The organism is Desulfobulbus sp., assembly GCF_030824455.1.
GTDB lineage: Bacteria > Desulfobacterota > Desulfobulbia > Desulfobulbales > Desulfobulbaceae > Desulfobulbus.
The window spans coordinates 20,892-33,835 of sequence record NZ_JAVBXR010000031.1; the positions used below are offsets into that span (position 1 = coordinate 20,892).

8 protein-coding genes and 1 pseudogene are annotated in these 12,944 nt (G+C 60.7%); 7 read left to right on the plus strand and 2 right to left on the minus strand.

What is annotated here, in order from left to right; translation table 11 throughout:
* Positions 1 to 27 precede the first annotated feature (27 nt).
* On the minus strand, positions 28 to 2,412 hold the full coding sequence (locus tag RCH93_RS05335; RefSeq protein ID WP_306547292.1) for a cache domain-containing protein: 2,385 nt from the start codon (positions 2,410 to 2,412) through the stop codon (positions 28 to 30).
* On the minus strand, positions 2,412 to 3,446 hold the full coding sequence (locus RCH93_RS05340; RefSeq protein ID WP_306547293.1) for an ABC transporter substrate-binding protein: 1,035 nt from the start codon (positions 3,444 to 3,446) through the stop codon (positions 2,412 to 2,414). The genes RCH93_RS05335 and RCH93_RS05340 overlap by 1 nt, the downstream gene beginning before the upstream one ends.
* A 321-nt stretch (positions 3,447 to 3,767) precedes the next feature.
* Between RCH93_RS05340 and RCH93_RS05345 the strand changes: the two genes are divergently transcribed.
* The 7 genes and pseudogenes from RCH93_RS05345 to RCH93_RS05375 form a co-directional block, all read left to right on the plus strand.
* A complete protein-coding gene (locus RCH93_RS05345) occupies positions 3,768 to 5,549 on the plus strand; it encodes an FAD-dependent oxidoreductase (protein ID WP_306547294.1) in 1,782 nt (593 codons plus the stop codon).
* The gene (locus tag RCH93_RS05350) at positions 5,546 to 7,402 is read left to right on the plus strand and encodes a 2-oxoacid:acceptor oxidoreductase subunit alpha (protein ID WP_306547295.1); all 1,857 of its coding nucleotides are present in this window, start codon (positions 5,546 to 5,548) and stop codon (positions 7,400 to 7,402) included. Before RCH93_RS05345 ends, RCH93_RS05350 begins: the two co-directional genes overlap by 4 nt.
* On the plus strand, positions 7,399 to 8,451 hold the full coding sequence (locus RCH93_RS05355) for a 2-oxoacid:ferredoxin oxidoreductase subunit beta (protein ID WP_306547296.1): 1,053 nt from the start codon (positions 7,399 to 7,401) through the stop codon (positions 8,449 to 8,451). Before RCH93_RS05350 ends, RCH93_RS05355 begins: the two co-directional genes overlap by 4 nt.
* A gap of 157 nt (positions 8,452 to 8,608) precedes the next feature.
* Complete coding sequence (gene mltB / locus RCH93_RS05360) at positions 8,609 to 9,808, plus strand: lytic murein transglycosylase B (RefSeq protein ID WP_306547297.1); 1,200 nt, start codon at positions 8,609 to 8,611, stop codon at positions 9,806 to 9,808.
* A 3-nt stretch (positions 9,809 to 9,811) separates the two neighbouring features.
* A complete protein-coding gene (locus RCH93_RS05365; RefSeq protein ID WP_306547298.1) occupies positions 9,812 to 11,851 on the plus strand; it encodes a sigma-54-dependent Fis family transcriptional regulator in 2,040 nt (679 codons plus the stop codon).
* A 160-nt stretch (positions 11,852 to 12,011) separates the two neighbouring features.
* Entirely contained in the window at positions 12,012 to 12,365 is a 354-nt protein-coding gene (locus RCH93_RS05370) for a putative quinol monooxygenase (RefSeq protein ID WP_306547299.1), read from the plus strand.
* Between the two features lie 291 nt (positions 12,366 to 12,656).
* Positions 12,657 to 12,944, plus strand: a pseudogene (locus tag RCH93_RS05375) (twin-arginine translocation pathway signal protein); the annotation flags it as partial.

Genomic DNA, 12,944 nt, shown 5'->3' on the forward strand with positions numbered 1-12,944 from the left:
TCCGTCCCGCAACACTCAGGCTGCGGTTCAGCTTTTTTCCAACTCCTCGCGGATGCCCCGGCCCAGCTTGGCGATCATGTAGGGTTTTTTGATGTACTGGCCAACCCCGAGGCGCATGGCCTCAGCAATGCGCTCGGTTTCGGAAAAGCCGCTGGTGATGATCGCCCGCTGCCCCGGCGCATGAACCAGGATGGCGCGATAGGCGTCCAGGCCGTCCATGCCCTCGCCCAGGATCATGTCCAGCAGCAGCAGGTCGAACCGTTCGCGCGCCGCCAACATCACCGCTTCCTCGCCGCTGGCCGCAGTGATCACTCGGTACCCCAATTCGAGCAAAATGGCGGCGGCGATCTCCCGCTGCTCCTCGACGTCGTCCACCACCAGAATATGCTCGCCCTGCCCCCGGCAATCCTCCAGCGACGACTCCTGCAGTTGCCGCTGGTAGACCTGCGAGGTGACCGGCAGGTAGATGGTGAACGTGGAGCCGACGCCGACCCGGCTTTCACAGTTGACATACCCCAAGTGATCCTTGACCGTGCCCCAAACCACGGCCATGCCCAGCCCAGTGCCGCTTTTGCCCATCTTCTTGCTGGTGTAAAAAGGCTCAAAAATTTTGTCGATGTCTTCGGGTTTGATGCCGCTGCCCTGATCCGCCACCTCCAGCACCACATACTCGCCCTGGCCGATTTTTTCGTACAGGCGCAGCGAGTTGTCCACATACCGATTTTCTGTTGCAATCCGGATGAGGCCGCCGTGTTCCATGGCCTCGGCGGCGTTGATCACCAGATTCATAACCGTTTTGGACAGGTGCACCGGCGAGCCCAACACATGGAACAAATCAGGACTGCAAGCGGTGGTCACCCGGACGCCGGGATGATTTGCCCGCAGCAATGCAAACTCGGGACTGCGAAGATAGGACTCAATCAGCTCATTGAGATTGACCGGCGTCTTGACCGTGACGCCGCGCCGCGCCAGGGTGAGCAAATCCTGGACAATGGCGGCCGCTTTTTCTCCAGACTCCTTGATGGTGCGCAACGGCCGAGCCAGCGGACTGTCCGGGGCCAGTTTCAACAGCAGCAGGTCGGGGTAGCTGACAATGCCTGAAAGGATATTGTTCAAGTCGTGGGCCACGCCGCCGGCCAAGGCGCCGATCATCTCCAGTTTCTCCGCCCGGACCAGCCGTTCCTCCGCCCGCTGCCGTTCCAGGATTTCTTTTTTCAACTCAGCCCCCCGCTGCTCGATGATCTTTTCGAGATTGTCCTGATGATCGGCGAGAACGGCTTCGGCATTCTTGCGCACCTCAATTTCCTCATGGAGCGTTTTCAGGGTGTGCTCCAATTGTTCGATCATGCCGTTGAACGAATCGGTCAGCTCGGTGATCTCGTCAGCCCGGACAGACGGCTGAGGAATGCGTTGGGCGAACTGTCCGATCTTGATGTCGCCGATAACCTTGAGCATGTTGTGCAACCGCTTGGCAATCAAGGCGCGAAAAAGATGGATGATAAACCACGACATGCAAAACAGCGCCACAACCGCGCCGACGGCGCTGACCTGGGCGATCCTGGCCAAGGGCTGCAGCGTGTCGTCCAGGGACTGGTTGATGTTGAACGACCAGTCCGCCCAATGCAGGTGCTGAAAAGCGGTCAGGGTTTCCTTGCCGTCCAGCCGATGGATGAACAAGCCGCTGTCGCTGGCGGCAATCCGCTGCAAAAAATCTGCGTGCTCGGGAGCCGACAGGAGTATTTCATTGTCGCCGGAGCTGGCCATCACCTGCTGCCGTTTGTCGGTCAGGAAGGCGTAGCCGTATTGTTTAAGCTTGAATTCATCGAGAAAAAGCGCCTGGAATTGGGCAAAATCGATCACCACGCTGATCACGCCGACAAACTGTTCCTCGACCGCTATCGGCGTCGTTATCGTGAAAATCCTGTTGCCCGCCAAGCGACTGACGAGCACCTCGGAGACAACGGTTTTACCCTGCATCGCCTCTTTGAAATATGGGCGGTCAGCCAAGACAATATTTAACAGGGGATAATCACTGGATGAGGAGGCGATTACCTCTCCCCGGACGTTGGCAAGGAAAATGCTGTCAAAGTAGGGATACCCCTTTTGCACGCTGTCAAAAAACGCTGTGGCCCCCTGAATGGCGCTTTTGCCGTAGTATCCGCTTTCGACCAAGGCCTCGGCCAGCACCTCCTGCTCGGACCAATTGACCAGATCGGTCATTCTCGCCTGCACCCAATTGTCGAGCAAGCGCGCCGTCAGGTGCGCTTCCCGTTGCAGACGTTTGGTCAGCGCCTGCTGCACGACATTTCGGGCGTTGAGGTGAAAGACGACCAACACGACGGCCAGACCGAGCGCAATAATCGCGACGATCGGGCAGAGCATCTTTTTGCCGAGACTGGACCGGTATGCCATTATCGAATCACCACGTCCGCCCGCTTAATGACGTTGTAGGGCAACTGCATGCCAAGCTGTTCGGCCGTCCGCAGGTTGAGTTGAATCCTGCCGTGGTCGGTCGGCGTGACCGTGAAGTCGCCAGGCCTCTTGCCGGCGAGCATTTCCCGGGCTATCTGCCCGGCGGCTCGCCCCTGTTCCCACATCGACACGCTCACCGCGCAGAGCACCCCGGATTCGGCGGCGCTGTCGTAAAAACCGACCGTAGGCAGCCGGTATTGCTCATTGATCAGGCGCACCAGCTCCTGCTCGGGAACCTTGGTTGGGTCGGCGGCGCTGCGGGCGATGGTGCGGATCACATACAGGCCGATCGCGTCGATCTGGCCGCTGTACCGGGCAAGCGTCGCCTTCCAGGCCTCCAGGGTGAGCGGTTGTTCATAGGCGACCACGCGCACCGGCAAATTGAGCGTTTTACAGTAGGCAATCAGGGGATCGGTGGTTTCCGATTTGTCGGCCAGCACCAACAGGCTTTTGACCTCCGGGCGAATCTTGAGCAGCAGCTCGACGCTCTCGACCACGTTGGGTCGTTCGAGCACGCCGGTGACGTTGACCGCCGGAAAGCCGTATTTGGCGGGGTCATCGTTGACGCCGCCAAATACGAACCAGGGCGGCCCCGGTGCGCCGGCATAGTCCTTGGCGAAATACTGCTGGGCGATGTCGTCCATGGCGATCACCACCTGCGGCCGGTATTCGGCGACGATCTGCCGGGCTTTCTGTCCCGCCGCCCGCTTCCACGCCTCGGCGGTGTTTCTTTTGGCGTCCATGTGAAAATAACGCAGCTGGCAATCGGCCCCGGCCAGGGCCTCTTCGATGCCTTTGGTCATCTCAACCACATGCTCCGCCTGCCCCTGGTGGTAACTGTGCACCACCAGCACCCGCGGCGTTTCGGCGCGGGCGTCGGCCCCGAACAAGCAGAGGCCGACGCCCATAGCCTGCAGAGCAAGTAGGGCAAGCAGAACAACAACACGGTGTTTAAGGGCGCGCACCTGCCGCATAACCTGCCTCCATGTGAACGACGTCGCCTGAACGACGTCGCTTGAACGCCGCCCTGGTCATTTCCGTCCTTTTCCGTTGATGTTCTCATAGAAACGCAACCATTGCAATTCCTCCAGGGAAAAATGGTAAAAAACGACGCCCTTGGGGCGAGACGCCGGTACCCGGCTGAAGTTCCGGCAAGAACAATCGCTGCGCCGATTTTCTCCGCCGCCGGCACGAAAAAGTCTTTCTTTGTCCCCTCTTTTTATCTATTCTGCCGGTGTAGTAACTATTCTTGTTTTCTTTCGTCGTCTGTTCCCCCAGCCTAGGAGTAACGCCTCTTGAAATCGACAGATATCGAGGATCCGGAATACTTTCACAGGGTAATCGACTGCCAGTTCGCCTGCCCGGCCCACACCCCGGTGCCGGAATACATCCGTCTGATCAGTGAAAAACGCTACACCGAGGCCTACAGGCTCAACTGGGCGTCCAACGTCTTTCCCGGCGTGCTTGGCCGGGTCTGCGACCGTCCCTGCGAGCCAGCCTGCCGGCGCGGCCGGGTGGAAAAGGAACCGGTGGCCATCTGCCGCCTGAAACGACTCTGCGCCGACAACCGCGAAGAGGTCGCCGATCTCGCCCCGCCTGTGCCCCAGCAAAAAAACGGCAAGCGAATCGCCCTGATCGGCGCCGGTCCGGCCTCCCTGACCGTGGCCCGCGACTTGCTGCCACTGGGCTATACCATTGATCTTTTTGACGATCAGGCGCAGGGCGGCGGTTTCATGCGCAGCCAGCTGCCCTCGTTTCGCCTGCCCGAATCGGTGTTGGCCGCCGAGGTCAACACCATCCTTGAAATGGGCGTTGTCACCCATTTCAATCACCGCGTCGACAGCATGACAGCCCTGCTGAGCGAAGGATACGACGCTGTTTTTGTCGGCACCGGGGCTCCGCGCGGCCGCGACCTACCGGATCTGCCCGGCCGCCGGGAAGCGCACAAAAAAGTGCATGTCGGCATTGATTGGCTGGCCGGGGTGGTGTTTGGCCATGTGACCACCATCGGCGAGCGGGTGCTGGTGCTTGGCGGCGGCAATACGGCCATGGACTGCTGCCGAACCGCTCGACGCCTGGGTGGCGAAAACGTACGCGTGGTGGTGCGCAGCCCAAAGGCCGAGATGAAGGCCTCACCCTGGGAGATTGACGAGGCCCTGCATGAGGACATTCCGATTATCGACAACCATGCGCCCCTGGAATTCGTGATCAGAGACGGACTGCTGGCGGGCATGCGTTTTGACCGGGTTGTCTCGGTGCAGGACGCCGCCGGCAACCATCAATTGCAATCCACGGGTGAACCACCGGTATTTCTCCCCTGCGACGAGGTGCTGCTCGCGGTCGGCCAGCTGAACGCCTTCCCCTGGATCGAACCGGACGCGGGCATCGTCTTCAACGACCAGGGGTTGCCGGCGCTTGATCCGCGCACCCTGCAATCCGCCTCCCTGCCCCAGGTGTTTTTCGGCGGCGACGCCGCCTTTGGCCCGCGCAACATCATCACCGCCGTGGCCCAGGGCCATGAGGCGGCCATCTCCATCGACCTCTTCTGCCAGGGCAAGTCGCTGCATGATCGACCGGCCCCGCAGGTCTACCTTGCCGGCCAAAAGATGGGCGTGCACGACTGGCTCTACCACAATCAGATTGCCGAGACCGGCCGCCAGATCGTGCCCATGGTCGCCAAGGCCAAGACCCTGAAGGATCGGCTGCTTGAAGTGGAACTCGGTTTTGACCGCCAGGTCGGCCAGGCCGAAGCGCTGCGCTGCATCAACTGCGACGTGCAGACGATTTTTCGCGCCGATCTCTGCATCGAGTGCGACGCCTGCGTCGACGCCTGCCCGGAGAGCTGCATCAACTTTGTCGACAACGGCCCCGAGGACGAGGTCCGCGCACGCCTCAAGGCCCCGGCCGGCAATCTCAGCCAGAGCCTCTACGTCTCCCTCCCCTTGCCCACCGGGCGGGTGATGGTCAAAGACGAGAACGTCTGTCTGCACTGCGGCATCTGCGCCGAACGCTGTCCGACCTCGGCCTGGGAGATGCAAAAATTCCTCTATCAATCAGCACAGGCGGGACAACTATGAAGCAGTTGCACGGCCTCAACGATTTCGTCATCCGTTTTGCCAACGTCAACGGTTCCGGATCGGCCAGCGCCAACAACCTCTTTGCCAAGGCGGTGTTCCGCATGGGCGTGCCGGTCAGTCCGAAAAACATCTTTCCCTCCAACATCCAGGGCCTGCCCACCTGGTACGAGGTGAGGGTCAACGCGCAGGGCTACGTGGGCCGGCGCGGCGACGTCGACATGGTGGTGGCGGTCAACGGCCAGACCCTGCGCCAGGACTACGACGGCCTCACGCCCGGCGGCTACTTCCTTTTTGACTCCTCCAAGCCGCTGCCCGAGGATTTCCGGCGCGACGACGTCACGGTCATCGGCGTGCCCATGACCCTGCTCTGCAACGAGGCCTTTGACAATCCCAAGATGCGGCCGCTGCTGAAAAATATCATCTATGTCGGCGCCCTGGCCGCCCTGCTCGACATGGAACTGCAGGTGCTGATTGATTCGCTGACCAAGCAGTTCCGCAAAAACCCCAAACTGGCCGAGCCCAACATCCAGGCCCTGCAACTGGGTTACGACTACGCCGGCGAACATTTTAAAGACGTGTGCAAACTGTCGGTGCAGCGCTGCAATCTGGTGGGCGACGGCATCATCATGGACGGCAACACCGCCGTGGCCCTGGGCGCGCTCTACGCCGGCGCCACCGTGGTCGGCTGGTATCCGATCACCCCTTCCACCTCGATCATCGAGGCCTTTGGCCGCTACGCCGAGAAATTCCGCATCGAGCAGGACACCGGGCGGATCAAGGCGGCGATTGTCCAGGCCGAGGACGAGCTGGCCGCCATCGGCATTGTCATCGGCGCCTCGTGGAACGGGGCCCGCGCCTTCACCGCCACCTCCGGGCCGGGCATTTCCCTGATGAGCGAGTTCCTGGGGCTGGCCTATTTTGCCGAGATTCCGGCGGTGCTGGTCAATGTCCAGCGCACCGGCCCCTCCACCGGCATGCCCACCCGCACCCAACAGTCGGACCTGATCTCCTGCGCCTACGCCTCCCATGGCGACACCAAGCATCCGCTGCTCTTTCCCTGCGACCCCAAAGAGTGCTTCGACATGACCGCCGACGCCTTTGATCTGGCGGAACGGCTGCAGACCCCCATCATGGTGATGAGCGATCTTGATCTGGGAATGAACGATCATTACAGCCCGCCGCTCCACTGGGATCCGGACCGGGTCTACGACCGGGGCAAGGTGCTGAACGCGGCCCAACTCGACGGGCTGACCACCACCTGGGGCCGCTATCTGGACACCGACGGCGACGGCATTTGCACTCGCACCTATCCCGGAACCCATCCCGACAAGGGCGTCTACTTCACCCGGGGCACCTCGCGCAACGAATACTCGGCCTACACCGAGGACAGCGGCGCCTACATCCGCAACATGGAGCGGCTGCAGCTGAAATGGGAGACTGCCAAAACCCTGCTGCCCGGGCCACGGATCAAACTCCACGAGCCCCAGGCGAGACTGGGCGCCGTTTTCTATGGCAGCTCAACGCCGGCCGTCTACGAAACCATCGAAAGCCTGCGCGCGCGCGGCATCGCCGTCGACACCATGCGGCTGCGCGCCTTTCCCTTTCAACCGGGCGCGCTGGATTTCATTCACCACCATGAACTGGTCTTTGTCATCGAACAAAACCGCGACAGCCAGATGCGCACCCTGCTGATCAACGAAGGCGATCTGACGCCGCACAAACTGATTGCCATCACGTGCTACGACGGCCTGCCGCTGGCCAGCCGTTCGCTCACCCAGGCAATGGAAGAAGCCCTTGCAGAGCGCGGCGTTCTTCTGCAGCAGCTCGCCCCCGGCCAAGGAGACGCCCAATGACCTTTTTCCGCCCCAGCTTCCGACATCCCGATCTGCCGCCCAATGAGGCCGGCTACACCCGCCGCGACTACGAAGGCGGCATCTCGACCCTGTGCGCCGGCTGCGGTCACGATTCGATCTGCAACGCCATTATCCAGGCCTGTTTTGAACTGGGCTTGCCGCCGCACCGGGTGGCCAAGATGTCGGGCATCGGCTGCTCCTCCAAAACCCCGGCCTACTTCCTCGGCAAATCGCACGGCTTCAACTCGGTGCACGGCCGCATGCCATCGATTGCCACCGGGGCCAACATGGCCAACCGCGAGCTGATCTACCTGGGCGTTTCGGGCGACGGCGACACCGCCTCCATCGGCATGGGCCAGTTTGCCCACGCGGTCCGCCGCAACCTCAACATGCTCTACATCGTGATGAACAACGGCTGCTACGGCCTGACCAAGGGCCAGTACTCAGCCACCGCCGACAAGGGTTCCAAGGGCAAGAAGGGCGGCGTCAACGCCCTGGAATCGATCGACCTCTGCGAGCTGGCCATTCAGCTCGGCGCCGGTTTCGTGGCGAGAGGCTTTTCCGGCGACAAACAGCAACTGACGCCGCTGATCAAGGCCGGCCTGTCGCACCACGGGCTTTCGTTCATCGACGTGATCTCGCCCTGCGTCACCTTCAACAACAATCCCGAATCCACCAAAAGCTACCACTGGGTGCGGGAGCACAGCGAGGCCACCAACACCTTCGATTTCGTGCCCTTCCGCCAGACCATCACCACCGAGTACCAGGACGACGCCACCGAGGCCGTCACCCTGCACGACAACTCGGTCATCCATCTGCACAAACACCCCCACGCCGCCGACGTCACCGACCGCCGCCAAGCCATCGACAACCTGGAAGACCACAAGGCCCAAGGGATGATCCTCACCGGGGTGCTCTACGTCAACCCGGCCAGCGCCGACACCCACGACATCCTCAACACCTGCGAACGGCCGCTCAACAGCCTGTCGGAAACGGATCTGTGTCCGGGCAGCGCGGTTTTGGAGGAGATCAACGCGGCCCATCGATAATCAGGACGCTCCGCCCCTGTCCCTGTAGCCCATTTTTCTGCAGCGATTGATCGGCAAACCGGGTCTTTTGTGCTATGCATGCATGTCTTCTTTTTCCGTAGCGACTGAGCACCGCCGATGCCCGCCACAGAACCCTTTTTGTCCGGACCACCCCGCCATGACCACACGCCGCCCCTCCCGGCCGCTCGTATCTGACCCCGCTTGCAAGCCCTCGCCCTACCCATCGTCGCCTTGCTCGGCCTTCCTGCGCGGCTTGCTCCTCGCCCTCGGTGCGGCGCTGCTTGCCCTTGGCCTCAGCGCCTGCGGTCCGTCGACCGGCGGCATTGCTCAACCGGCACATGCTTACGCCAGCCGATCAGATCAATCGGCAACCAACAACGCCGCACAGGCGCCGCAGCGGCGCAGCGTCGGCCGCTACCATGCCCAGCATATCACCGGCGATTTCGCCAACTACGCCCGCCTGGAACAATTCGTCAACCAGATGGCGGCCAAGCACGGGTTTGAACGCGAATATCTGCTGGGCCTGTTTTCCCAGGCCAAACGCAAAGACTGGACCCTCAATTATCTCGCCAAATCGGACCAGACCATCAAGGGCAAACCCGCCGTTGGCGGCTGGACCCGTTACCGCTCGCAGTTTCTCGACGAACGTCATATCGGCGCAGGCGTTGATTTTGCGAGACGCCACCGCGCCACTCTGCAACGCGCCTCCCGGCAATACGGCGTGCCGGAAGAGTACATCCTCGGCATTCTCGCCGTGGAAACAACCTTCGGCGGTTTTGTCGGCAACCACCGGGTGCTGGACGCCCTGACCACCCTGGGGTTTGATTACGCCCGGCGCGGCGACTACTTTCGCGGCGAGCTGGAAAACTTCCTGCTGATGGCGCGCAGTGAGGGCCTCGACCCGGCCGCGCCCAAGGGCTCGTTTGCCGGGGCCATGGGGCTGGGACAATTCATGCCCAGCAGTTTTCTCAAGTGGGCGGTGGACTTCAACGGCGACGGACGGCGCGACTTGTGGAACCCGGAGGACGCCATCGGCAGCGTTGCCAACTACTTTGCCCAACACGGCTGGCAGGCAGGACGCCCTGTGGTCACGCCGCTGCAGGCCAAGAGTCCCATCACCCTGGAAACCGGCATCAACACCCGGTATACGCTCGCCGCGTTGCAACAGGCCGGCTTACAGCCGACAGGCTCTTGCAGCGACCAGGGTCAGCTGAGTTTGCTGCTGCTTCGCCATCAGAGTTATGATCAATACCTGATCGGGCACGCTAATTTTTACACCATCACCCGCTACAACAACAGTGCCTACTATTCCATGGCGGTGCATGAACTCGCCCAGTCGATCAAACGCAGGCTGTGATCCATGGATGAGAGAACGCCCCCGCTCCAACCCACAGTGGAGGTCGACTCCATCGTCCAACCAGGCCTTGACCGGGACAACGACCCTCCCGGCGCCTCCTCAGGCGCAATCAACCTGCACCGGCTTGAGCCCCTTATTCCCGTTGTTTCTGCCCGTATCCTAAACGCCTCTTCCGACACCCTCGACGAGGTCATCCAGCGTTCGCTTCAAGAAATTCTCCAGTCGCTGGGTCTGGGGCGCGGCGGACTGCTCAAGGTCGCCAAAGGACGCTGTCATGTGCTCCTTTCCTATGACTGGCACGATCACGGCGTCGAGATTGTATCCAATGAGATCAATCTGGCTGAGTTGCTTCCCTGGACCTATCACCAAATCGTTGGCCTCGGCAAAACGGTAGCCAAATACAACATTGATTCCATACCTGCAGAGGCGACAGCGGATCGGCAATTCTTTGTCCGCTTTGGAACCAAATCCGCACTGGCGATCCCGCTCTTCGTGGGTCAAAGCGTGCATCACATTTTTTCCGTGCACTCGGTTACGGAAGAATGCAGGTGGCCGGAATCCTTCATCACCTCCTTGCGACTCCTGGGGGAGATATTTGTCGGCGCCCTGGAACGACGCGACATTCTCCGTTCCCTGGAAACCTACCAAACGCGGCTGGATATGGCGGCAGCTTCCGCCGGCGCCGGATTCTGGGAACTTGATTTCGCAACGGGCAATATCTGGGTGACCAGCAAGGCTAGGGAAATGTTGCACTTTGCTGAGGGCGAAACGGTCACGTTTGCCCATGTGCTGGAAAAGATTCATCCCGATGACCGCGCCTCGGTGGCCCGAGCCGTCGAGCAGGTGCGAGGCCTTGACGCCGAAGCCTGCGTGGAATACCGGGCGTCCGGCCCCGACGGGGCGGTTCGTTGGTTCATGTCCCGAGGCCGCATGCACCAAAAGGGGCCAAACGCCGCCAAGAGCCTGGCAGGCGCGACGATGGACATCACCCACCGCAAGCAGATGGAACACACCCTGCAGCAACAGGTTTCGGAGATCAATCGCCTGCGGGAACAGCTCGAACAGGAAAACACCCTGCTGCGCTCAGAGGCGGGGCTCAACGAGGAGCGACATCGCTCCCTGGGCGACAGTGCGCCCATGCAGCGGGTCAAGGCGCTGATCGAACAGGTCGCCCCCACCGGCAGCACGGTCCTGATTCAGGGGGAAACCGGCACCGGCAAGGAGCTGGTCGCCCAGGCCGTCCACCAGCTCAGCGACCGCAACCAACGGCTGATGGTCACGGTGAACTGTGCGGCGTTGCCGGCGGCGCTGATTGAGAGCGAACTGTTTGGCCGGGAAAAAGGCGCCTTTACCGGGGCGATGAGCCGGCAGATAGGGCGTTTCGAATTGGCCCACGGCTCCACCCTGCTGCTAGACGAAATCGCGGAAATGCCGCTTGAAACCCAAGCAAAACTGCTGCGCGTGCTGCAAAACGGGACCTTTGAACGACTCGGCAGCCCGCTCAACATCAAGGTCGACGTGCGCATCATCGCCGCCACCAATCGCAATCTTGCCAAAGAGGTCGATGCGGGGCGATTCCGCCGCGATCTGTTTTATCGCCTCAACGTCTTTCCCATCAATGTGCCGCCGTTGCGCGAGCGGGCGGAAGACATTCCGCTGCTGGTGTGGAAATTCGTCAGCGAATTTGGCCAGCGAATGGGCAAGAAGCTCAATAAAATCGGAAGCCAAGATATGGAAACGCTCCTGGCCTACCCCTGGCCGGGAAACGTCCGCGAGCTGCGCAATGTGGTTGAGCGGGCCATGATCACCAGCACCGGCAATGCCCTTGATCTCTCGCATTTGAATTTGGCGCACCCAAAATCCGGCTCCCCCACCGCCATGACGCTCAGGGAGGTTGAGCGCCGGCACATTGAACACACCCTTGCGGTCGCCCAGGGAAAAATCAAAGGACCAGGAGGCGCCGCAGCGCTTCTTGGCCTCAATCCCTCGACGCTGTACTCACGCATGCGCAAACTTGGGATCAAATTTCCCTCGACGCACTAAAAGGGCGGCATATCGTCTCACCCAGGGCGACATATCGCCCCCTCTCCCAGCAACCAGGCGTCGCTCTCGTTCTCCATCAACAAAAACATCACAATTTCAAACCAATAGCCAGCAACCCGCAAGATAAGAGAAGTGGCTCGCTTTGTGCAGCCACTCGGCTATGCTTCTTTCCCTCATTACCATCCACCCCGTTCCCGGGGAAGAATCCAAGGTTATCGACGTGTTGGATTCAGTGCAGGGACTGATCGCCGCCAACGCCGATTGTCAAGGATGCTTGTTCACGGCCATGGTCGGCCCGGGAAAATCGATTTGCTACATGGAACGATGGCGCACCCGCGAAGCCCTTGACCGACATTTGCGTTCGCCCTTGTATTGCAGGGTCCTGGAGGCCATGGAACTGTCCCGGACGCCGCCGACGGTCGAATTTTATGAAATCATCGGCATCGGCGGCCTGGAGTTGATTGAGAACGTCCGGCTGCATCCGATGGACCATCCTACAAGTGGGCGAACCTGAAATGTTGGCTGGAAATAAGGATTCGTCTGTCCCGGCCTGTTTTCCCAGAGAAGGAGCAAACCGCATAATCGGTTGATGCGTCCGCCACAGAAGGTGAAATATCGTCCCCCAAGGCGCGTCGCGGGGCGAGCAGAAGAAAAAAAAATTCAACAGCTGCGGCCCATTCGCACCTGTCGTTATTCGTTGTTTTTTATCGGAATATTGAATTTTGCAGTTGCACCCATGTATTTTCCAGGGTTAATCAAAAGGAAGGTTTTTTCATTATCCACACCAACTTAAAGGAGCAGGCACATGGAAACAGGAAAAGCGAGCAACGTCGTGAAGAAAGCACTGCAGGCGGCAATGCCGCTGCTGCTGGCTGTTTTGGTCTTGGCCGCACCGCAAATGTCGCTGGCCGCCACGGCCGGAGAAATCGACCATGAGGTGGACGGCGCGTTGCAGGCCCTCTACCGGACCACTCCCGCCGCAAAAAACATGGCCAAAATCGCCAAGGGCATCCTGGTTTTCCCTGACGTGGTCAAGGCCGGGCTGATCGTCGGCGGTCAATACGGCGAGGGCGCGCTCCGCGTCGGCAACAAG